This is a genomic window from Streptomyces sp. NPDC057623 (assembly GCF_042800355.1).
GTDB lineage: Bacteria > Actinomycetota > Actinomycetes > Streptomycetales > Streptomycetaceae > Streptomyces.
The window spans coordinates 1-20,174 of the sequence record NZ_JBHVGZ010000009.1 but is presented as its reverse complement, the minus strand read 5'-3'; the positions used below and the strand labels follow the sequence as shown (position 1 = coordinate 20,174).

Annotated in this window: 19 protein-coding genes; 10 read left to right on the top strand and 9 right to left on the bottom strand. The window is 72.7% G+C overall.

The window, feature by feature from the left end:
* Nucleotides 1-116: 116 nt before the first annotated feature.
* From ACFU95_RS12385 to ACFU95_RS12375, 3 genes are read left to right on the top strand one after another with little or no spacing between them, the layout of a single operon-like run.
* Nucleotides 117-839, top strand: a complete 723-nt coding sequence (locus ACFU95_RS12385) for an SgcJ/EcaC family oxidoreductase (RefSeq protein WP_383825705.1) — start codon at nucleotides 117-119, stop codon at nucleotides 837-839.
* On the top strand, nucleotides 836-1,177 hold the full coding sequence (locus tag ACFU95_RS12380; protein WP_383825703.1) for a YciI family protein: 342 nt from the start codon (nucleotides 836-838) through the stop codon (nucleotides 1,175-1,177). Before ACFU95_RS12385 ends, ACFU95_RS12380 begins: the two co-directional genes overlap by 4 nt.
* 5 nt (nucleotides 1,178-1,182) lie before the next feature.
* Nucleotides 1,183-2,445, top strand: coding sequence for an RNA polymerase sigma factor (locus ACFU95_RS12375; RefSeq protein WP_383826064.1), 1,263 nt, complete (start codon nucleotides 1,183-1,185; stop codon nucleotides 2,443-2,445).
* A 58-nt stretch (nucleotides 2,446-2,503) separates the two neighbouring features.
* Here ACFU95_RS12375 and ACFU95_RS12370 read toward each other — a convergent pair whose 3' ends face one another.
* Complete coding sequence (locus ACFU95_RS12370; RefSeq protein WP_383825701.1) at nucleotides 2,504-2,902, bottom strand: nuclear transport factor 2 family protein; 399 nt, start codon at nucleotides 2,900-2,902, stop codon at nucleotides 2,504-2,506.
* A 70-nt stretch (nucleotides 2,903-2,972) separates the two neighbouring features.
* Between ACFU95_RS12370 and ACFU95_RS12365 the strand changes: the two genes are divergently transcribed.
* Together ACFU95_RS12365 and ACFU95_RS12360 are read left to right on the top strand one after the other, a co-directional pair.
* Entirely contained in the window at nucleotides 2,973-3,530 is a 558-nt protein-coding gene (locus ACFU95_RS12365; RefSeq protein WP_383825698.1) for a PadR family transcriptional regulator, read from the top strand.
* Nucleotides 3,531-3,535: 5 nt separating this feature from the next.
* Complete coding sequence (locus ACFU95_RS12360; protein ID WP_383825696.1) at nucleotides 3,536-4,300, top strand: class I SAM-dependent methyltransferase; 765 nt, start codon at nucleotides 3,536-3,538, stop codon at nucleotides 4,298-4,300.
* On the opposite strand, the gene ACFU95_RS12355 is transcribed toward ACFU95_RS12360, so the two are convergent.
* From ACFU95_RS12355 to ACFU95_RS12345, 3 genes are all read right to left on the bottom strand, one after another.
* Nucleotides 4,270-5,013, bottom strand: a complete 744-nt coding sequence (locus tag ACFU95_RS12355; protein ID WP_383825693.1) for a GntR family transcriptional regulator — start codon at nucleotides 5,011-5,013, stop codon at nucleotides 4,270-4,272. The two genes, ACFU95_RS12360 and ACFU95_RS12355, sit on opposite strands and share 31 nt — an antisense overlap.
* Before the next feature lie 130 nt (nucleotides 5,014-5,143).
* Nucleotides 5,144-6,310 (bottom strand): serine hydrolase domain-containing protein, encoded by a 1,167-nt coding sequence (locus ACFU95_RS12350; protein WP_383825690.1) that lies wholly within the window; start codon nucleotides 6,308-6,310, stop codon nucleotides 5,144-5,146.
* A gap of 155 nt (nucleotides 6,311-6,465) precedes the next feature.
* Complete coding sequence (locus ACFU95_RS12345; protein ID WP_383825687.1) at nucleotides 6,466-7,434, bottom strand: acetylxylan esterase; 969 nt, start codon at nucleotides 7,432-7,434, stop codon at nucleotides 6,466-6,468.
* 102 nt (nucleotides 7,435-7,536) lie between these two features.
* On the opposite strand from ACFU95_RS12345, the gene ACFU95_RS12340 reads away from it, so the two are divergent.
* Nucleotides 7,537-8,916, top strand: a complete 1,380-nt coding sequence (locus ACFU95_RS12340) for an 8-oxoguanine deaminase (protein WP_383825684.1) — start codon at nucleotides 7,537-7,539, stop codon at nucleotides 8,914-8,916.
* Nucleotides 8,917-8,986: 70 nt separating this feature from the next.
* On the opposite strand, the gene ACFU95_RS12335 is transcribed toward ACFU95_RS12340, so the two are convergent.
* The 3 genes from ACFU95_RS12335 to ACFU95_RS12325 form a co-directional block, all read right to left on the bottom strand.
* Complete coding sequence (locus tag ACFU95_RS12335; RefSeq protein ID WP_383825682.1) at nucleotides 8,987-9,571, bottom strand: hypothetical protein; 585 nt, start codon at nucleotides 9,569-9,571, stop codon at nucleotides 8,987-8,989.
* Nucleotides 9,572-9,648: 77 nt separating this feature from the next.
* Nucleotides 9,649-10,404, bottom strand: coding sequence for a ferredoxin reductase (locus ACFU95_RS12330; RefSeq protein ID WP_383826062.1), 756 nt, complete (start codon nucleotides 10,402-10,404; stop codon nucleotides 9,649-9,651).
* A gap of 19 nt (nucleotides 10,405-10,423) precedes the next feature.
* A complete protein-coding gene (locus tag ACFU95_RS12325; RefSeq protein WP_383825679.1) occupies nucleotides 10,424-11,029 on the bottom strand; it encodes a sulfite oxidase-like oxidoreductase in 606 nt (201 codons plus the stop codon).
* Nucleotides 11,030-11,310: 281 nt separating this feature from the next.
* On the opposite strand from ACFU95_RS12325, the gene ACFU95_RS12320 reads away from it, so the two are divergent.
* A complete protein-coding gene (locus ACFU95_RS12320) occupies nucleotides 11,311-12,174 on the top strand; it encodes a putative protein N(5)-glutamine methyltransferase (protein WP_383825676.1) in 864 nt (287 codons plus the stop codon).
* A gap of 804 nt (nucleotides 12,175-12,978) precedes the next feature.
* Here the strand turns inward: ACFU95_RS12320 and ACFU95_RS12315 are convergent.
* Nucleotides 12,979-15,060 carry a SpoIIE family protein phosphatase gene (locus ACFU95_RS12315; RefSeq protein WP_383825674.1) on the bottom strand — a complete coding sequence of 694 codons (2,082 nt, stop codon included), beginning with the start codon at nucleotides 15,058-15,060 and terminating at the stop codon, nucleotides 12,979-12,981.
* A 269-nt stretch (nucleotides 15,061-15,329) separates the two neighbouring features.
* Here ACFU95_RS12315 and ACFU95_RS12310 point away from each other — a divergent pair, with 269 nt between their 5' ends.
* Together ACFU95_RS12310 and ACFU95_RS12305 are read left to right on the top strand one after the other, a co-directional pair.
* Nucleotides 15,330-16,202, top strand: a complete 873-nt coding sequence (locus ACFU95_RS12310) for a hypothetical protein (RefSeq protein ID WP_383825671.1) — start codon at nucleotides 15,330-15,332, stop codon at nucleotides 16,200-16,202.
* Between the two features lie 135 nt (nucleotides 16,203-16,337).
* Nucleotides 16,338-16,715 (top strand): hypothetical protein, encoded by a 378-nt coding sequence (locus ACFU95_RS12305; protein WP_383825667.1) that lies wholly within the window; start codon nucleotides 16,338-16,340, stop codon nucleotides 16,713-16,715.
* A 40-nt stretch (nucleotides 16,716-16,755) separates the two neighbouring features.
* Here ACFU95_RS12305 and ACFU95_RS12300 read toward each other — a convergent pair whose 3' ends face one another.
* Nucleotides 16,756-17,934, bottom strand: a complete 1,179-nt coding sequence (locus ACFU95_RS12300) for a M20 family metallopeptidase (protein ID WP_383825664.1) — start codon at nucleotides 17,932-17,934, stop codon at nucleotides 16,756-16,758.
* 133 nt (nucleotides 17,935-18,067) lie between these two features.
* Here ACFU95_RS12300 and ACFU95_RS12295 point away from each other — a divergent pair, with 133 nt between their 5' ends.
* Nucleotides 18,068-20,083 (top strand): FAD-dependent oxidoreductase, encoded by a 2,016-nt coding sequence (locus ACFU95_RS12295; RefSeq protein WP_383825661.1) that lies wholly within the window; start codon nucleotides 18,068-18,070, stop codon nucleotides 20,081-20,083.
* The last annotated feature ends 91 nt before the right edge of the window (nucleotides 20,084-20,174 follow it).

Here is a 20,174-nt window from a genome sequence, read left to right as displayed (position 1 = left end):
CCGCGAACGGGCCGCCCGCGGCGGCGGGAACCCCGGACACGGGCACCCTGGTGTCGATTCGGGCCGGTCCCGTTCGTCGGTGGGGTGGAGGAAGCTGATGAGGACCGGGAGGATCCATGAAGTACATGCTGCTCGTCTGCGGCGACGACACCGCCGACGCCGCGGGCACGGCCCCCGTCGAGCCCTGGGTGGAAGACCTCGGAGACCGTCGGGTACGCCTGCACGGCCACCGCCTCGCGCTCCCCGCCGACGCCGTCACCGTGCGGGTGCGCGGCGGTGAGGTACTGCGCGGCGACGGTCCGTTCGCGGAGACCAAGGAGTACGTCGCCGGGTTCGACATCCTGGAGTGCGACAGCCTGGAGGAGGCGGTCGAGGCGGCCGCGCGCCATCCCGTCGCCGCCGTGGGGGCCATGGAGGTGCGGCCGTTCTGGGAGGACGAGGACGCCGAGACGCGGATCCGCGCGCTGGACGCCGAGCTGACCGGCGCCGCCCGGGAGCGGGACCTCGACCGCATGGCCGCCTGCTACGCCCCGGACGTGACGGCATACGTCGACGGCCGGGAGTACCGGGGCATCGACGCCCTGCGCAAGTCCCTGGCGGAGCGGTTCACCGGCCCCGGCGGCCCCGTCACCCGAGAGGTGCTGGACCATCGCGTCCACGTCGACGAGAGCATCGCCTTCGCTCACGCCCTCGTCCGCCTGCGCGCCGCCGGCACCGACGGCGCCCCACACCACGCCCTGACGCGCGTCACCACCGGCTACCGCGACGTCGGTCCGCGCTGGCTGATCGCGCACGAGCACGTCTCGCTCGACCTTCTCGACACCGAGGAGCGGTCATGAAGTACGTCCTGTTCATCTGCACCCCCGTCGGCGGCGAGGAACTCAGCCCCGAGGAGATCGCCGACGACCCCCGTTTCACCGCGTACATCGACGAGGTCCGCAGCCGCGACGTCGTGAAGGGCGGCGCCCGGCTGCGGCCGCACTCCGACGCCACGACCGTGCGGGTCCGGGGCGACGAGGTCCTGCTCAGCGACGGGCCCTTCGTGGAGTCCAAGGAGTACGTCGCCGGCATCGACATCATCGAGGTCGCCGATCTCGACGAGGCCATCGCCCTAGCCTCCCGGCACCCCGCCGCGCTGGCCGGCGGGTCGGTGGAGGTGCGGCCGGTCTGGGAGTGAACGACATGCCGGGCGCCGAGGACGTCGAGCAGGCCGTCGCGGCCGCCTTCCGGGCGGAATGGGGCCAGGTCGTCGCCACCCTGATCCGGGTGACCGGTGACTGGGACCTCGCCGAGGAGTGCGCCCAGGACGCCTTCGCCCAGGCCCTCGACCGGTGGCGGCGCGACGGAGTGCCGCGCCGCCCCGGCGCCTGGCTGACCACGACCGCCCGCAACCGCGCCCTGGACGTACTGCGCCGGGAGGCGGTGGGGGCCGCGAAACTCCGGGAGGTGGCGGTGCTGGCCCGCGACGAACCGTCGTACGAACCCGAGGACGGCAGTGGTGACGGCAGCGGCGTGCGGGACGACCGGCTGCGGCTGATCTTCACCTGCTGCCATCCCGCTCTGCCCATCGAGGCCCGGGTCGCGCTCACCCTGCGTACGCTCGCGGGCCTCACCACACCGGAGATCGCCCGCGCCTTCCTCGTCCCCGAGGCGACCATGGCGCAACGCCTGGTGCGGGCCAAACGGAAGATCCGCAACGCCGGCATCCCGTACCGGATCCCGCCCGCGCACCTCCTGCCCGAGCGCACCACGGGGGTGCTCGGCGTGATCTACCTCCTGTTCAACGAGGGGTACGCGGCCACCGGGGGCGCCGATCTCGTCCGCACGAGCCTCTGCGCGGAGGCGATCCGGCTCGCCCGAGTCCTGGCCCGGCTCATGCCCGACGAGCCCGAGGTGCTCGGCCTGCTCGCGCTCCTGCTGCTGCACGACGCCCGCCGGGACACCCGGGTCGACGCGGCCGGCGAACTGGTGACCCTGGAGGACCAGGACCGCACCGCCTGGGACCGGGCCGAGGCCGACGAGGGAGCCGCCCTGCTGGAGACCGCTCTGCGGCGCGGCCGCCCCGGGCCGTACCAGATCCAGGCCGCCATCGCCGCCTGCCACATGACCGCGCCCACCGCCGAGGACACCGACTGGGCCGACATCGCCGCCCTGTACGGCGAGTTGGTCCGCTTCGTGCCCTCCGCCGTGGTCCGCCTCAACCGCGCGGTGGCCGTCGGCATGGCCGACGGCACGGAGGCGGGCCTCGCCCTGGTCGCCGAGTTGGAGGACGAGGGCGAGCTGTCCGGCTACCACCTGCTGGCGGCCACCCGCGCCGATCTGCTGCGCCGCAGCGGCCGTACGCGGGAGGCGGCCGAGGCGTACCGGCGGGCCCTGGAACGGGTGGAGAACGACGCCGAACGGAGGTTTCTGCAAAGGCGGCTCGCGGAGTGTCGATCCGGGTAGCGGCGGTTCGTCGGGGACGCGCGGACCGTCGTCCTCGCACCGCCCTCGGACACAGCGCTCACGCCGAGCGCGCCTCCGCCTCCTTCGCGATCTGCTCGAACTGCGCCCCCATCGCCTCGGCCAGCGCCTGCGCGCCGGACAGCGGACGGACCATGACCATGAAGTCGTCGATCAGCCCGCCCTCGTTCACCCGGAGGAAGTCGCAGCCGGTGATCTCCCGGTCGCCCACGCGCGCGGTGAAGACCAGCGCGTGATCGCGGCCGGCCGGGTCGTTGATCTCCCGCACATAGCGGAAGTCCTCGAAGACCCGCACCACAGCGCGCAGGATCGCCGCCGTGATCGCCTTGCCGGAATACGGCTTGAACACGGCCGGGCTGGTGAAGACGACGTCCTCCGCCAGCAGGGCCTCCACGGCATCGAAGTCGCCCGCCTCGACCGCCTCACGGAACACACGCATCGGATCACCTCATAGTCAATTAGTTGAGTAGGTGCGGACGACAATAATCACCTGCTGTTAACGTGTCCACATGTCCCTCAAGTACGCCGTCCTCGCCGCCCTTCTGGAGGGCGAGGCATCGGGCTACGAGCTGTCCAAGGTCTTCGATGTCTCGTTCGCCAACTTCTGGCCCGCGACCCCGCAGCAGCTCTACCGGGAGCTGGAGCACCTGGCGCAGGACGGCCTCGTCGAGGCCCGGTTCGTGCAGCAGGAACGCCGGCCGAACAAGCGGATGTTCACCCTCACCGCGGCCGGCCGGCAGGACCTGCGCGCCTTCGCCGCGGAGCCGCCCCGGCGCCCCACCGCCGTCCGCGACGAACTCCTGATCAAGCTCCAGGCCATGGAGGACCCCGAGAGCACCCGGGCCCTGATCGAGGAGCGCACGGCGTGGGCGCGCGGCAAACTCGACCGCTACGAACGCGTCCGCGACCGCCTCCTCGACGGGCGCACCGAGGACGAGTACCTGCGCGAGTCCGACCGCATCGGACCGTACCTGACGCTGTTGCGCGGCATTTCCTTCGAGGAGGAGAACCTGCGCTGGTGCGAGCGCGTTCTCGCCGTCCTGGAACAGCGCGTCGCGGCGGGGTGACGCGGATGTTCGGCCCCGAAGGCCCCTCCCTGCGCGAACTCGCCGTCCAGGCCCTGTCGTCCGTCGAGCGCGGATACGACCTGCTCGCCCCGAAGTTCGACCACACGCCGTTCCGCACGCCGGAGTCGGTGCTCACCGCCGTCACGTCGGCACTCGCACGGACGGGCCCGTACGACGACGGCCTCGACCTGTGCTGCGGGACCGGCGCGGGCGTCGACGTGCTGGCCGAGGTGTGCCGGCGCAGCGTGACCGGCGTCGACTTCAGCGCCGGCATGCTCGACGTCGCCCGGCGGCGGGTGGCGGCGCGGGACACACGCGTCGCCTGGGTGCGTGCGGACGCCCGCGCCCTGCCGTTCGCCGCCGCCTTCGACCTGGTGGTGAGCTTCGGGGCGTTCGGCCACTTCCTTCCGCGCGAGCTGCCGGCCCTGTTCGCCCAGGTCCACTCCGTCCTGCGGCCCGGCGGTACCTTCGCCTTCCCGGTCGTGGCCCCGCCCCGTCCCGCGTCCCCCGCCTACTGGATGCTGCTCGGCTTCGACGCGGTGATGCGGGTGCGCAACGCCGTGTGGCGGCCGCCCTTCGTCATGTACTACCGGGCCTTCCGGCTGGGAGAGGTGCGCGGCGAGCTGGCGCGCGCGGGCTTCGACGTGGAACTGCGGGTCCTGCCCGAGTTCGGGCTGCGCCGGGACGGCAGTCCACGGGTGCGGATGGTGGTGGCCCGGCGGTTGCCGGCCGGGCGCGCTCAGACGGCGGCCGGCAGCGTGAACTCATAGACCAGGGCGTCCTGTTGGGCGTCCATGACGAGGTCCGTGATCTCCAGCGGGCGGGCGTACTGGTCGTGCACGCGCCGGGTGACCCGTACCGAGGGCGTGGCCGGGAGCCGGGTGATGGTGTCCCGGTGGTGCAGTGCGAGCCCCGCCCGGCGCATCCAGTCGTAGGCGCGCCGCAGTTGGGCGGCACCGGTGCCGTCGGCGCGGTCGCGGCAGCGGGCGAGCTCCGCCACCTCGGCGAGCGCCACCGCGGAGAACGACGTCACAGCCGTACGCCGGCCCTGCCCGCCGGCGTCCGCGGACTCGTAGCGGTGCACCAGGGTCGGCCGGTGCGGGGCGAGCCCCAGGGCCTCGGCGTGGTCCGGCGGGGGAGGCTCCCAGATGACGGTCGCCCGGTCCACGGCGCCGGGGGCCGTGGAGCGGGCGCCGACCGGGAAGGTGAGGGCCGACGGGGTCTCGACCGGAGGACCGGACAGCGTGGCATGACTGCCCCGCCGGTCGGTGGTGACCAGACCGCTGTGGCGCAGCACCTCCAGCGCCTGCCGTACGGTCTCCCGGCTGACCCCGAAGTGCACTGCCAACCGCCGTTCCGCCGGGAGTCGTTCACCCGGCGAGATCGTTCCGTCGCGCAGCTCGCCGAGCAACTGGTCGGCGATCCGCCAGTACAGCGGCTGCGCTTCGGTGAGCGGGCGGTCGTGCGGGGTGGTGCGGACCATGCCGCGCCTCCTGTTGGTGACGTGTCGTAGCCGTGCGGGTCCGTTGCGCCACCAGATCCAAGCATTGGTCTAAACCAGAAGGGAAGAGCGGCCTGTCACTTCGGCCGAAACGGTCCGCGCGGACCGGCCGTCACGGAGCGCCGTACAGGGCGTCGATCAGTGCCATCTTCCGCGGGTCGTCCGCGATATGAGGCCCCATCCGGTTCATCACATAGCCCAGCGACACCCCGGCCTCGGGGTCGGCCAGACCGCAGGAGCCGCCGAAGCCGTCGTGTCCGAAAGCCCGCGGGTTGGGGCCGTACGAGCCGTTCGATCCGCTCAGCCACAGGCCGAGCGCGGCTTCGGTGTCGTGTGCGAACCCGGCCCCGAGCACCAGATCGCGACAGCTGCCCTGCCCCTCGCGCACCCGCTCGGCCGCCTCGGCCGAGAGGACGCGGTGACCGTCGTGGGACCCGCGGCCCGCGAAGATCCCGTAGAGCGCGGCGACTGCCCGTGCCGTGCCGTGTCCGTTCGCTGCGGGTATCTCGGCGGCCCGCCACTCGGGCGAGTTGGCCTGCGCCGCACCCACGGCCGGATTGACCAGGGCGGCGACGGCCGCGGGCGCCAACTGGCTGAAGATCGCCGCCTGTTCACTGCTCGACGCGACCGGCGGCTGCACCAGCTCGGCCGCCCGCCCGGCCTCCTTCCGCGGCAGCCCGACCGCGAAGTCGATCCCGAGCGGCCCGGTCACCTCCCGCTCCAGGAACGCCCCGGGCAGCAACCCCGATACCCGCCGCACGACCTCCCCGACCAGGAACCCGTACGTGAGCGCGTGGTACCCGGACCGCGTCCCCGGCGCCCACCACGGCTCCATCGCCGCGAGCCGCTGGGTCGTCAACTCCCAGTCGCAGAGCTGCTGAAGCGAGTGCGGCTCCCGCAGCCCGGACAGACCGGCGCGGTGCGACAGCAGATGCCGTACGAGGATCTGCTCCTTGCCCGCGGCGGCGAACTCCGGCCAGTACACGGCCACCGGCGCGTCCAGGTCGAGCAGGCCCCGGTCGGCCAGGATGTGGGCGCACAGCGCGGTCGGCCCCTTGGTCGTCGACCACACGTTGACCAGAGTGTCGTGCTCCCAGGGGCGGCTGTGCGCCGCGTCCGCCCACCCGCCCCACAGGTCGACCACGGTCTCTCCGTCGACCGTGACCGCCACCGCGGCGCCCAGCTCCCCGCGCTCCCGGAAGTTCGCCTCGAACGCCGTACGCACCGCCGCGAACCGCGGATCGCAGTGCCCGTGCACCCGTGCCGCACGCTCCGTCATGGCCCACCCCTTGTCGTCCGCCGGAGCCCGGAGCGCGACAGCGCGAACCGGGCTCCCTGAACATACCGACTGGTCGGACGGGGTGGAAGGCGCCGAACACGCCGAACGCGCCGGCCTCGGCCGAGGGGCAGCGCGCGTCCGGCTCCCGGTGACGCTCAGGCGTGCGCGCGCAGCCAGTCCAGCTTGGCCGCCTCGTGGAAGGGGCCGCCGCCCTCGTGGTCATTGAAGTCGTACACCTCGATGGCCTTCTCGTCATGGGTCCAGGCGTTGAAGGCCGCGAAGACGGTCGAGGGCGGGCAGGTCTGGTCCTCCAGGGCCGCCGAGAACAGGGCGGGCGCCCGGCCGCGGGACGCGAAGTGGACGCCGTCGAAGTAGGACAGGGTGCGCAGGGCGTCCTCGGTGCGGCCCCGGTGCGTCTTGAGGAAGAGGCCGATCTCGCGGTACGGGTGGCGGTCCGTGATGGTCGCGGCGCGGGGGTAGTCGCACAGGAACGGCACGTCCGGCGCGATCGCCGTCAGGTCCGGCACCAGGCCGCCGACCGCGATCGTGATGCCGCCGCCCTGGCTCGCGCCCAGCGCGACCGTGCGGGTGGCGTCGGTCAGCGGATGCGAGCGCGCGGCCTCCACGGCACGGACCGCGTCCGTGAACACCCGGCGGTAGTAGTAGTTCTCGGGCGCGTCGATGCCCCGCGTCATGAAACCGGGAAACGCGGGCGCGGACCCCACCGGATCCGGCGTCCCGCCGCCGGCGCCCCACGCGCTGCCCTGGCCGCGCGTGTCCATCATGAAGTGCGCCCGGCCCGAGGAGGCCCACAGCAGGTTCTCGTGCGGCAGGCCGCGCCCGCCGCCGTAGCCGATGAACTCCACGACCAGCGGCAACGGCTCCGACGCCCCGGCGGGCAGCCGCAGCCAGCCCTTCACCGGGTGACCGCCGAACCCGGCGAACGTCACGTCGTAGACCCGCACCGTGGACAGCCCCGTCTCGACCGGCTCGAACCGGGCGTCCAGGTCGTGTCCGCGCGCCTCCTCAAGGGTCTTGGACCAGAACGAGTCGAAGTCCTCGGGCTCGACGGACTCACTGCGGTACTCGCGCAGTTCGTCGAGCGGAAGGTCGAACAGGGCCATGAAGGACCGCCTTTGCGAAGAGTGACTGCGGATGATCACACCGTACGTGGGAGATCGGAGGACTCGCCAGAACTTTCCCTGCTCAGCGCCTACGATGACGCCATGACGTCTGTCGTCGGTCCCCCGGTGAAGGCTGCGGACCTGCTGGTCAGGGACGCCGGACTACTGGTCGTGGACGGAGGGCGGGAGATCCCGGGCGGCTGGCTGGCCGTCACCGGTGGTCGGGTCACCGGAGTCGGTGCCGCCGGGAGCGAGCCGCAGGCCCGCCAGACCGTCTCGGCGGCCGGACGGCTCGTCACGCCGGGCCTGATCAACACCCACCATCACATCTACCAGAACCTCACCCGCTCCTACGCGCCCGCCGTGAACGGCTCCCTGTTCGACTGGCTGACCACCCTCTACCCGCTCTGGGCCGGCCTCGACGAAGAGGCCGCGTACGTGTCGGCGTACGTCGGTATGGCCGAACTGCTCATGGGCGGCTGCACCACCTCCTCCGACCACCTCTACGTCCATCCCCGCCCCCACCTCGTCGACGCCGAGATCCGCGCCGCCCGCGACATCGGCTTCCGCTTCCACGCCACGCGCGGCTCGATGACCCGCTCCGTGGCCGACGGAGGGCTGCCGCCGAGGAGCGTCACCCAGACCGAGGACGAGGTGCTGGCCGACAGCGAGCGCCTGATCAGGACGTACCACGACCCCGAACCCGGCGCCCTGGTCCGCGTCGCGCTCGCGCCCTGCTCGCCGTTCTCGGTGACCAGGTCCCTGATGACCGCGACCGCCGAACTCGCCGAGCGCCACGACGTACGGCTGCACACCCACCTCGCCGAGGACCACGACGAGGACACCTACTGCCTGGAGACCTACGGCTGCCGTCCCGTCGAGTACTTCGAGGAGACGGGGTGGATGAGCGACCGCAGCTGGGTCGCGCACTGCATCTACCCGAACGACGCCGAGCTGCGCCGCCTCGGGGACGCGGGCGTCGGCGTGGCGCACTGCCCCAGCTCCAACATGCTCATCGGCGGCGGCACCGCGCGCGTGAGGGAGATGCGCGAGCTGGGACTGCCCGTCGGCATCGGCTGCGACGGCTCGGCCTCCACGGACCACGCCTCCCTGTGGATGGAGACCCGGGCGGCCCTGCTGCTGGGCCGCTACCGCGGTGGTCCCGGTGCGATGACCGCCCGTGACGCCCTCGACATCGCGACCCGTGGCTCGGCGCGCTGTCTGGGCCGGGCCGACGAGCTGGGTCATCTGCGGCCCGGGGCCTGCGCCGACCTGGTCGTCTGGGACCTGCACGCGGTCGCCCTCGCCGGCGCGGTCAGCGACCCGGTGGAGGCCTGGCTGCGCTGCGGGCCCGCCCGGGCCTGGACCACGGTGGTCGGCGGCCGGATCCTGGTGGACCGTGGCGAGCCCCGCCTGGCCGGGCTGGCGGATGCGCTGCGGGCGCACGAGCGGATCGCACGCCGTATGCAGCAGGCGGCGTAGGGTCCGTGCGCTCTCGTGGCCGAGGCCGCACGAAGCGCGCCGGGGACTGACCGGGGCAGACGCCACGGCGTCATGCCCGACGCCCCGTCCACTGCGGCTCCGTCGCGGCCCACTCCTGTTCCCATTCGGCCAGGCGACGACGCATCGCGGTACGTCGTACGACCGCGTGGCCGAGGAGGATCACGGCGACGGCGCAGGCCGTGGCGCAGACGCCGATGGTGACGGTGTGCTGCAGGATCGCCAGGCTGTCCGCGGGCGGGGCCACGCTGCGGCCCCGGGAGTCCAGCCACACGTCGACCGTGTCACCGCTGCGCGTGCCGGCCGGGACGCGCGCCGTGGCCGTCCGCGGATCGCCGTCCGGCTCCGTCCAGCGCACGGTCGTCCTGGCAGACGGCTGCCGTCCGCCGTGTGCCATGGCAAGCGCGTCGGAGGTTCGGCCGATGACCTCCGCCTGGATGGGCCGACGGTCGGCGCGCTGTTCCCGTGCCGTGGCCCGGGCGCTGCCATCGGCCCACCAGGCCGTGAACACGCCGACCAGGGGGGCCAGCACGAGGAGCAGGACGACCACGGCCCATAACGTCCGTGCCTCGACGACGTCCGACCGGCGCCGCAGCGGACTGCGCCGCAGACGCCGGCCACGCACCAGGTATCGCATGGCGTCCAGGTACCCCGTACACCGGACAACGTTCCTGACGATCCCGGACGAAACGCGTCCCCGCGCCCCAGCGCCGGTCAGCCGAAGCGTTCGATCCGGATACGGTCCACGGGCTGACCTGCCGCCACGAGCAGCTGGGAGGCGTGCTCGGCGAACGCATTGGAGCCGCACACATAGGCCTCCCACCCACCAGTTGGCTGCTCGGCCAGGAGCGGCGCCACATGTGCGGCGGCCATACGTCCCACGGGCACACCCTCCGGCGCACCGCGTGTGAACACGGGGGTCGTCTCGGCGCCGTACTCGCGCGCGTAGATCAGCTCCTCGGGGCTGCGTGCCGACACCAGCAGCCGCAGCGGCACGTCCAGGCCCCGCGCCCTGTGGTGGCGCACCATCGACATCAGCGGAACGACGCCGGAGCCGGCACCGACCAGCAGCGCGGGCCGATCGCCGGGCCAGGCGAAGAAGCCGCTGAGCGGGCCGCGCACCTCGACCGTGTCGCCGGGCTCGGCCACCGAGTGGAACCAGCCGGAGACCTCACCGCCCTCGACATGGTCCAGGGTCAGCTCGATGTGCCCGGCGTCGTCCGGTGCGGACGCGATCGAGTAGTGGCGCTGGGCCACATAGCCGTCCCCGGCCGTCAGCCGCAGCATCAGGTGCTGGCCGGGCAGATGGCCCGCCCATGCGGGCACCGCGAGGCGGAAGCTCGCCGCGTGCGGAGTCTCCCGGCGGATCTCGGTGATCGTGGCGGTCTGCCACACCGCGGCGGCCCGGTTGCTGACGGCGATCCGTCCGGGCACGGCGAACCGGGTCGGGGGAGTGAACGTCTCGGTCAAGGTCTCGGTCACCGTCACGTCAGTCACCGGAGTACCGCTGCTCCTCCCAGGGGTTGCCCCGGGCGTGGTAGCCGTTCTGCTCCCAGAACCCCGGCTCGTCGCGGTCGAGGATCCGCAGGCCGGCGATCCACTTGGCGCTCTTCCAGAAGTACAGGTGCGGTACCAGCAGCCGTGCCGGGCCGCCGTGCTCCGGGGCGAGCGGCTCGCCGTCGTACTCCCAGGCGATCCACGCCCGTCCGCCGGTCAGGTCGGCGAGCGGCAGGTTGGTGGTGTACCCGGTGTGTGAATAGGCGACGGCATGTGTGGCGGACACATGGGGGCGGACCACATCAAGGAAGGTGTCCAGCGACACGCCCCCGAACCGCACTCCGAACTTCGACCAGCTCGTCACACAGTGGATGTCGCCCTCGTACACCGACGCCGGCAGCTCGTGCGCCTGCTCCCAGCTCCAGCTGCGCGGTTCCTCGACCAGGCCGTCGACGCGGAAGGCCCACTCGGCGGGCGTCAGCTCGGGTGTGACCTCGGCGGACAGGACGGGCCAGTCGTCGCCCGCGTCGTACTGACCGGGCGGCAGCGCGGCGTTCTGGACGCGTGGGCGTCCGGCGAAGCCTCGGGTGACGTTCATACGAGTGGTGCCTCCAGGCCGCTGTGGGCGACGGCCCGCGGATCGAGCGTGATCAGTGCTTGTTCACTCAACCGTACGCGCTCCCGAGCCCCGCCCTGCCCCGGGGCGGTTGGGGTAGGGTTGCCGTCCGGTCGGGACAGTCCCGGCCGTGCGGAGTCCAGGAGGTGAGACCCATTACCGCTGTGTCAGGTCGGGTGCTCTCACTTCGAGTCGGCGCGGGTCACCGCCGGTAGGCGACACCGCGAGAGCACCCTTCGGCTTCCGAAAGGCTCTCGGCTTCCATGCCCCCTCTCTCCTTCTCTGCCTCTCCTTCCGCGGCTTCCTCGCCTCCTTCCCTCGCGTCGTTCTCGCGCGACGCCGTCGTGTCCGCGCTGCGCGACGCCGGCTGCGTCTTCGCCGAGGACGAGGCCCGGTTGCTCCTGGCCGCCGCCGGCACCCCGGACGAGCTGGCCGCCCTGGTGGCCCGGCGCGTCACCGGCCTGCCGCTCGAACTCGTCCTCGGCTGGGCCGAGTTCAGCGGGCTGCGGATAGTTGTGGAACCCGGCGTCTTCGTGCCCCGCCGCCGTACCGAGTTCCTGGTCGAGCAGGCCCTCGCCCATGCCCCGGACGCGTCCGTGGTCGTGGACCTGTGCTGCGGCTCGGGCGCGGTCGGCGCGGCGCTGGCCGCGGCGCTCGGCCCCCTCGAACTGCACTCCGCCGACATCGATCCGGCAGCCGTGCGCTGCGCCCGCCGAAACGTGGCCGCCTTCGGCGGTCGGGCACACACGGGCGACCTGTTCGAGGCGCTGCCCGGCAGCCTGCGCGGCCGCGTCGGCATCCTCGCGGCGAACGTGCCGTACGTACCCAGCGACGAAGTGGAGCTCCTCCCCGCGGAGGCGCGCGACCACGAGCCGCGCGTCGCCCTCGACGGCGGCCCCGACGGGCTGGACGTCCTGCGCAGGGTCGCCGCCGAGGCTCCCCGGTGGCTGGCCCCCGGCGGCTGTCTGCTGGTCGAGACGAGCGAACGGCAGGCGCCGACGGCCCTGGAGGCCTTCACCCGCAGCGGACTGTCGGCGCGTCTGATCGTCTCCGAGGAACTGTTCGCGCATGTCGTGGTCGGCGTCGAACCGGCAGGAACTCAGGCCGGGCTCCGGGCCGGAGACTAGGCAAGCGGCCGGGCCGGGCCGCGGCCCGTGCGGTGCAGGAGGCCGGGGCGGATCAGGAGGCCGCCGCGCCACTCTTCGAAGGACTCTCCGAGGGGCCGGAGTCCCGGCCCTCCCCGTGGCGCGGCCCGCGGAACCCGTCCCGCCAGTCGCCCGGTCCCCGGTCCTTCCTCCCACCTCCCACGTGCCCGACAGCACGCGGGAGGCCGTCCCGGTGTCGTCGTCGGAGCGCGTGCCGATGAGGAACGCGGTCTCGCCCTTCTTGAGATCTCCGGCGTCGGAGCCCTTCTTCCCGTCGTGACGGACGGTGGTGTCCGAGTCGACGGTCCACGTCCACTCGGCGCCGTCCTCGCTCTTGACCGTGACCTGGTCGCCGTCCACCTTCTCGACGTGCCGCGCTGCCAGATCCGTACGACCCAGTCGCCGGTGTCCCGGTCCTTGACGGTCGCCTCGCCGTGCACGCCGCCTCCGCCGAGGCCGGACCCCATGCCGGGCCCCTGCCGTCCGCCGGGCCGCTCCGGGGCCGCGGACGCCGGGCCGGAGGCCGAGGGGGCGGCCCCGTCGCCCGGGCCCGTCGAGGCCGCGGCGTAGGCGAGTGCCGCCGAGGGCGAGTACGGCGACCGTGGCCGCCGCGGTCACCGTCCGGGCCCGGACGGACTGCCGCTGCCACAGCCCGCGCACCGCCGCACCCCGCGGGTGCTCCGCCTCCGGGCCGCCGGGGCCCGCGAGGACCTGGCACTCCTGTAATCGACACCTGCGAACGTCGGGCGCTCGTCCCACGCGGCCCACCCGGCGGCTGCGCGGCGATCAATCGGGCGGCAGGACACGGGCGATGAGCAGCGCCACGTCGTCGGCGTTCTCGGGGCGGTGCAGGGTGTGCAGCAGGAGGTCGCAGACCTCCTCCAGCGGACGGTCGGGGCCGTCCAGGAGCTCCAGCAGCGCGGCCAGGCGTTCGTCGAGCGGGTGCTGACGGGTCTCGACGAGCCCGTCGGTGTAGAAGACGAGACGGTCGCCGGGTTCGAGGTCGAAGGTCGTCGTGGAGAACGGGACGCCGCCCACGCCCAGCGGTACGCCGGTGGGCAGTTCGAGGAGTTCCGGGGCGTGTCCGGAGCGGAGGCGGGCGGGCGGCAGATGCCCGGCGTTGGCGATCCGGCACTGCCGCAGTCGCGGATCGTGAATGGCGTAGACGCAGGTGGCGATGGAGTGGTCGAGGCCCTCGGTGATCTTGTCGAGGTGCTCCAGGAGCCGGGCCGGTTCGAGGTCGAGGGAGGCCAGTGTGTGCGTCGCGGTGCGCAGCCGGCCCATGGTGGTGGCCGCGTCGATGCCGCTGCCCATCACATCGCCGACGACGAGCGCGGTCTTGCCGTCCTCCAGCGGGATCACGTCGAACCAGTCGCCGCCGACCTCTGCGCTGGCGCCCGCGGGCTGGTAGCGGGAGGCGACCTCGAGTCCGCCGGTCACCGGCGGATGGCTGGGCAGCAGGCTGCGCTGAAGGGTGAGGGCGGTGTCACGGGCGTTCTGGTACCAGCGGGCGTTGTCGATCTGCACGGCCGCGCGGGCCGCCAGCTCACGGGCGAGCAGCAGGTCGTCCTCGCTGAACGGCAGCGGGTTGCGGGTGCGTTTGAGGTCCAGGGCGCCGAGCACCTCGCCGCGGGCGATCAGCGGTACCGCCAGATAGGAGTGCACGCCCGCGCGGCCCAGCTGGACGGCGGCCTCGGGGGAGCGGGCGATACGCGGCAGGTCCTTGTCCTCGACCTGCGCCACCATGACCGGACTGGCGGTGCGCACGCACTCGGTGACCAGGCGGTCCGGGCCGTAGCGGGCGACCTGGCCGGGCTGGTCGGCGGCGTCGAGGGCCTCCGTGTCGTGCTGCGCTTGGACGGCCAGGGCGCGGATCACCGCCGACTCCGCGGGCCCGAGGCTGCTGCGTCTGCCCTCCACCACGGCTTCCAGCAGATCCACGGCCGCCACGTCGGCGAGCTCCGGCACGGCCACGTCGGCCAGCTCGCGCGCCGTGCGGTCCAGCTCCAGGGTGGTACCGATCCGCGCGGAGGCGTCGGCGATGAGCGCCAGGCGCCGCCGTGCCGTCTCGGCCTCCACGGCGGCCTGATGCTGCTCGGTGATGTCCACGGCCATCCCGGCGACGCCGAGCACCGTCCCGGCCGTGTCCTCCAGTCGGTACAGGGAGATGGACCAGAAGTGCTCCTGGTCGGGATCGGCCGGTGTCCGGCCCATGATGCGCTGGTTGATGAGCGGGTCGCCGGTCCGCAGCACCACGCGCAGGGCCCCTTCGATGGCGTCGGCGGCGTCACGGTCAGGGAGCAGTTCGAGCGGCGTCCGGCCGATGTGGTCCTCGGCGGGGATGCCGTTGAGCTGCGCCAGCGCCGGGTTCACCGAGACGTACCGCAGCTCGGTGTCGAGGACGGCCAGGCCGATCGGAGCCTGCGCGATCGTCCGCGTCGACAGCGCGACATCCCGTTCCACCTGGCGGACCGTCGTCTGGTCGGCGCACAGGCCCAGCGCGTAGACCTCACCCTCGTCGTCCAGCAGCCGCATGTTGCGGAACTCCACCAGGCGGGTGCTGCCGTCCTTGCGCCGGACCGGGAACGCCCCGGCCCAGCCCTCGCCGGTCTCCATGACGTCGGCGAACAGCTTGACGACCAGGTCCAGGTACTGCTCGTGCACCATGATCCGGGCCGCGTACTCGCCCAGCGCCTCCTGCGCCGAGTAGCCGAACAGTTCCTCCGCCTGGGGGCTCCACAGCACGATGCGCCCCTCGGTGTTCAGCACCACCGAGGCCACGCCCAGGACGTCGAGCAGCCCGCTCGGTCCTAGCGGCCCGCGCACGGGCTCGTCGCCCTCAGCCACGGGTGGTTCGGCTGGAGACATCCCACGCACCGCCTTCGCCCAGTTCCGCGGCACGCCGTTCCCCCGTGCCGACTCCCCTTGTTCTACCGCGTTCAACCGCCTCCGGGCCCCCCTTGGTCGTTCTCCTCCACCATCCCTCAACACGAGGGCGGACGTACGCCGAAGTCATCACGAGGGCGGATGACTGTGGCCGAACAGACAGCGAACGTTCTCACGTTTGGCCTGTACATGACTACGGTCAGCCGTCAAACTGTCCGCCGACACGCACCCACCCCCCAAGGAGTCACCCCATGGCCCCGCGCGCCCGGCAACGTTGTCACGCCGTCCTCACCGGCCTCGTCGCCCTCGCCTCCGCCGCCGTGCTGTCCACCGCCACGCCCGCGCAGGCCGCCGACACCTGGACGGAGGTGGGCTCCGACCGCGCCGACCCGCTGACCGAGAGCCAGGGCCTGGCCTCGGTCGAGGTGCCCGCGAACAGCCCCAACCGCTACACGGGCATCGGCACCATCCCCGTCTCGGTCAGCAGCCGCGGCTGGAACCACGTGGGTGACCCCGACGCCTCCTACAACGGCTACTACATCGAGCCGTACCAGGCGGACTCGGGCACCGCGAAGATGTTCCGGGTGCAGGCGCCGGACGGGACGTGGTCGGAGTACGTCCACACGCTGGGCTCCGGGGAGGCGCTGAACAACTCCTTCGCCGCCGTCACGCCCGGCGGTCAGTGGATGGTGTCCGGTGAGTGGGGCACCATGACCCGCCTGCTGGTCCACCCGACACCGGGCGTCAACTCCGGTACGTCCCCGTCGGCGAACCTCCCCTGGACCTCCAGCGTCCGGCTGGACCACGCCGTACGCGACGTACAGGGCTGCGACTTCCTCAGCGCCACGACGCTGCTGTGCTCCTCCGACGACCCGGCGGGCACTCTCTTCGGCGTGACCAAGCCGCTGCTCCAGATCGACCTCTCCGCCGAGCCGGGCGCCACCGACGTCACCGGTCATGTCACGGCCCTGCGGCAGCTCCCGCTGCGCAGCTCCTGCTCGGGCGACTTCGAGACGGAGGGCATCGACTACGACCGCCGTACGGGCACCCTGCGCGTGATCGTCGTCTCGCCGGGCTTCTGTGTGCTGACCGACAGCAAGACGTATCGGTTCACGAGGAGCTGATCACGCGGAACGGAGGCGCGGACGGTACGGCTCCGCCGGTAGTGCTCGGGCACGGGTGGTGCTTTTCTTGGGTTGGAGTCCGGCTCCGCGGGCTACCCGTGGTACCGCGGTGCGGCCACGAGAGGAGCGATCACGATGGACCGTGAACGAATGCACGAGGAACCCGTCTCCGTCGAGATCAGCGGATGCAACAAGGAAGACGCCCGGATCGTGTTCGACGCGCTGTGCGCGTGCTTCGAGTCCGACCGGGGCCCCGAGGACGTGCCCGAGCAGCTCCACGAGACGCGCCCGATGGTGTGGCTCGGCACGTTCGAGGTCACGGACGCGCAGGAGTGCCCGCCTCCCGCCCGGCTCTCGTCATCCGTCGAGGCCGACGCGCAGGGCGGCTACTGGGCCATCGAACGGCTCCGTACGACGCTGGACTCGCTGTTCACGGTGCACGACCTCGCCTCGGCCTCGGGTGACCAGGAGCGGGAGCTGCATGTGGTGCTGGAGAGCCGATCCGGTTCCTGACCGGCTCCTCGTGACCGGCCCTCATGACCGTCTCCTCGTGTCATGACGCGTTCAGCAGGGTGAGTAGAGCGCGCCGGTAGACGGCTCGGACGGCGGGCAGGTCCTTGAGGCAGGCCCGCTCGTCCACGCCGTGCAGCCCCTCGTGGCGCACGCCGAAGCCCGCCGTGGCCGGGATGCCCTCGCCCGCCAGCAGATTGCCGATGTTCGACGGGCCGGCCGTCTTCGGCCGGAGGGCCAGGCCCTCGCGCGAGGCGGCGTCCAGCAGCGCGGCGGCCGGCTGCCCGCCCTCGACCAGTCGATACGCCGGCCAGGACGCCACCGGGGCGATCGCGGTCGGCCGCGGAGCCGGCACCCGTACGTCCAGCGCGCCCACCGCCTGTCCGACCAGGCGCTCGGCGGCGCGCTCGTCGAAGGCCGGGGTCGTGCGGATGTCGACGCCCACCTCGCACAGGCCGGGCACCGCGGAGAAGCCCTCGCCGCCGTGGCAGAAGGTCACCGTCAGCTTCGGCGGCAGTGGGAACTCGCCGTCGGCTCCCGGGAGTTCGGCCTCCTCCAGCAGCCGTACGAGATGTGCAGCGCGCGAGACGGCACCCGGTGCCGTACGCCGCGACCCCGAGTGGCCCGAGGCCCCGTGCACCGCGATCGTGGCCCGCCACAGCCCCCGCCCGCCGACCACGACCTCGTCGAACCCGGGGTAGCCGATCATCACCCCGGCCGGGCGGACCGCCGCCGGGTCCGCGAGATGGGCGCGGGCGCCGCCGAAGCCGCCCGTGTGCTCGTCGACGTCGAGGAGCACCGCGAGCCCGCCGTGCAGGCCGTCGGCACGTTCGTGCAGCTCGGCCGCGATGCCGCAGAACATCGCCGCGGCGAGCTTGGAGTCGGCGGCGCCCCTGCCGCGCAGCCAGCCGTCGGTGATCTCGCCGGAGTCCGGCGCGAACGACCAGGCGGCCTCGTCGCCGTAGGGGGCGGTGTCGACGCAGGCGTCCAGCGCCCACCAGGGGCCGGGGTGCCCGCCCGTGACCTCGATCAGCAGGCCGACGGTGTCGCCCGTGTCGCCCGTGTCGCCTGTATCGCCGTGGAGGCGGCGATACGGCAGCCCACGCCCGGTGAGCCAGTCCTCCAGGACGCCGAGGACCGGCCCGTAGTCGTCGATCCCCGCGCGGCTCGGGCGGCGGATCAGCCGCTGGGCGAGGTCGATCACGTCGGCGTGTGCGGTCATGGGGCCACTGTGCCCGACGGGAGCCGGTGACAGTGGCCCGTGTCACCCCTCCTCGGTTGTGCAACTAGTTGCATAAACGGCTCGCGGTCCTCTACAACTACGTCAGGCAAGACACCGCGCACGGAGGGGCCCGATGAGCCGTTACCCGCACCTGCTGAGCCCGCTCGACCTTGGCTTCACCACGCTGCCCAACCGCGTCCTCATGGGCTCCATGCACGTGGGGCTCGAGGAGGCCGAGCGCGGCTTCGAGCGCATGGCCGCCTTCTACTCCGAGCGGGCGCGCGGTGGAGTGGGCCTGATCGTCACCGGCGGCATCGCACCCAACGACGAGGGGCGCCCCTACGAGGGCGGCGCGAAGCTCACCACCGAGGCGGAGGCCGAGCAGCACCGGGCCATCACCGACGCCGTGCACCGCGAGGGCGGCCGGATCGCGATGCAGATCCTGCACTTCGGCAGGTACGCCTACCACCAGGACCTCGTCGCCCCGAGCCCGCTCCAGGCGCCGATCAGCCCCTTCCCGCCCCGCGAGCTCACCGACGCGGACGTCGAGCGGACCATCGACGACTACGCCCGCGCCGCCCGCCTCGCCCGGCAGGCCGGCTACGACGGCGTGGAGATCATGGGCTCCGAGGGCTACCTCATCAACGAGTTCATCGCCACGCAGACCAACCACCGCACCGACCGCTGGGGCGGCTCGTACGAGAACCGCATGCGCTTCCCGGTGGAGATCGTCCGGCGGGTGCGCGAGGCCGTCGGCGAGGACTTCATCATCGTCTACCGGCTGTCCATGCTGGACCTCGTCCCGGGCGGCTCCACGCTCGACGAGGTGATCACGCTCGCGAAGGCAGTCGAGGCGGCCGGCGCGACGATCATCAACACCGGCATCGGCTGGCACGAGGCGCGTATCCCGACCATCGCCACCTCCGTTCCGCGCGGCGCCTACAGCTGGGTCACGAAGCGGCTGATGGGTGAGGTGTCCGTCCCGCTCGTCACCACCAACCGCATCAACACCCCTGAGCTGGCCGAGGAGTTGCTGGCCGACGGCTGCGCGGACATGGTGTCGATGGCCCGCCCGATGCTCGCCGACCCCGACTTCGTGGCCAAGGCCGCCGCCGGGAAGCCGGAGGCCATCAACACCTGCATCGGCTGCAACCAGGCCTGTCTCGACCACACCTTCAGCGGCAAGATCACGTCCTGCCTGGTCAACCCGCGCGCCTGCCACGAGACCGAGCTGACGCTGTCCCCGACCCGGCGGCGCTTGCGGGTCGCCGTCGTCGGCGCGGGACCGGCCGGGCTGGCCTGTGCCGTCAGCGCGGCCGAACGCGGCCACGACGTCACGCTGTTCGACGCCGCGGGTGAGATCGGCGGCCAGCTCAACGTCGCCCGCAAGGTCCCCGGCAAGCAGGAGTTCGACGAGACGCTGCGCTACTTCCGCCACCAGCTCGACTGGCAGGGTGTGGACATCCGGCTGAACACCTGGGTGTCGGCCAAGGACCTCGCCGCCTACGACGAGGTGGTGGTCGCCACCGGCGTCTCCCCGCGCACCCCGGAGATCCCCGGCATCGACCACCCGAGCGTCGTGGGCTACCTCGACGTCCTGCGCGACGGCGCCCCCGTCGGCGACCGCGTCGCCGTCCTCGGCGCGGGCGGCATCGGCTTCGACGTCGCCGAGTTCCTCACCGACGGCGGCGACAAGGCGAGCGAGGACCCGGCGACGTACTTCCGCCAGTGGGGCGTCGACATGGACTACACGGGCCCCGGCGGCCTCGCCGCCCCCGAGCGCCCCGCCCCGCCGCGCACCGTCCACCTGCTCCAGCGCAAGACCACCAAGGTCGGCGCGGGCCTGGGCAAGACCACCGGGTGGATCCACCGCACCGAGCTCAAGCACCGCGGCGTCACCATGGTCCCGGGCGTGCGCTACGACCGGATCGACGACGCCGGACTCCACATCACCGTCGGCGAGGAGAGCACGGTCCTCCCGGTCGACACCATCGTGCTCTGCACCGGGCAGGAGCCGCGCCGCGACCTGTACGAGGCGCTGCTCGCCGCGGGCCACAGCGCGCACCTCATCGGCGGTGCCGACGTGGCCGCCGAGCTGGACGCCAAGCGGGCCATCAAGCAGGGCACGGAGCTGGCGGCGAGCCTCTAGTGCTCTGACCGCATAGGTTCACCGGGTTGGTGGTCGTGGCGGTTGGATGTGCGGTGACGTCCGAACCGACCGCTGGAGGCGCGGTGGCCGA

Excerpts from the sequence above, each read along its gene's own strand:
- ACFU95_RS12365 (WP_383825698.1), top strand. The coding sequence starts at position 2,973 with ATGTCCCTCAAGTACGCCGTCCTCGCCGCCCTTCTGGAGGGCGAGGCA.
- ACFU95_RS12345 (WP_383825687.1), bottom strand. The coding sequence starts at position 7,434 with ATGGCCCTGTTCGACCTTCCGCTCGACGAACTGCGCGAGTACCGCAGT.
- ACFU95_RS12305 (WP_383825667.1), top strand. The coding sequence starts at position 16,338 with ATGGACCGTGAACGAATGCACGAGGAACCCGTCTCCGTCGAGATCAGC.
- ACFU95_RS12315 (WP_383825674.1), bottom strand. The coding sequence starts at position 15,060 with ATGTCTCCAGCCGAACCACCCGTGGCTGAGGGCGACGAGCCCGTGCGC.
- ACFU95_RS12340 (WP_383825684.1), top strand. The coding sequence starts at position 7,537 with ATGACGTCTGTCGTCGGTCCCCCGGTGAAGGCTGCGGACCTGCTGGTC.
- ACFU95_RS12325 (WP_383825679.1), bottom strand. The coding sequence starts at position 11,029 with ATGAACGTCACCCGAGGCTTCGCCGGACGCCCACGCGTCCAGAACGCC.
- ACFU95_RS12320 (WP_383825676.1), top strand. The coding sequence starts at position 11,311 with ATGCCCCCTCTCTCCTTCTCTGCCTCTCCTTCCGCGGCTTCCTCGCCT.
- ACFU95_RS12295 (WP_383825661.1), top strand. The coding sequence starts at position 18,068 with ATGAGCCGTTACCCGCACCTGCTGAGCCCGCTCGACCTTGGCTTCACC.
- ACFU95_RS12300 (WP_383825664.1), bottom strand. The coding sequence starts at position 17,934 with ATGACCGCACACGCCGACGTGATCGACCTCGCCCAGCGGCTGATCCGC.
- ACFU95_RS12375 (WP_383826064.1), top strand. The coding sequence starts at position 1,183 with ATGCCGGGCGCCGAGGACGTCGAGCAGGCCGTCGCGGCCGCCTTCCGG.
- ACFU95_RS12385 (WP_383825705.1), top strand. The coding sequence starts at position 117 with ATGAAGTACATGCTGCTCGTCTGCGGCGACGACACCGCCGACGCCGCG.
- ACFU95_RS12355 (WP_383825693.1), bottom strand. The coding sequence starts at position 5,013 with ATGGTCCGCACCACCCCGCACGACCGCCCGCTCACCGAAGCGCAGCCG.
- ACFU95_RS12380 (WP_383825703.1), top strand. The coding sequence starts at position 836 with ATGAAGTACGTCCTGTTCATCTGCACCCCCGTCGGCGGCGAGGAACTC.
- ACFU95_RS12310 (WP_383825671.1), top strand. The coding sequence starts at position 15,330 with ATGGCCCCGCGCGCCCGGCAACGTTGTCACGCCGTCCTCACCGGCCTC.
- ACFU95_RS12360 (WP_383825696.1), top strand. The coding sequence starts at position 3,536 with ATGTTCGGCCCCGAAGGCCCCTCCCTGCGCGAACTCGCCGTCCAGGCC.
- ACFU95_RS12370 (WP_383825701.1), bottom strand. The coding sequence starts at position 2,902 with ATGCGTGTGTTCCGTGAGGCGGTCGAGGCGGGCGACTTCGATGCCGTG.
- ACFU95_RS12335 (WP_383825682.1), bottom strand. The coding sequence starts at position 9,571 with ATGCGATACCTGGTGCGTGGCCGGCGTCTGCGGCGCAGTCCGCTGCGG.
- ACFU95_RS12350 (WP_383825690.1), bottom strand. The coding sequence starts at position 6,310 with ATGACGGAGCGTGCGGCACGGGTGCACGGGCACTGCGATCCGCGGTTC.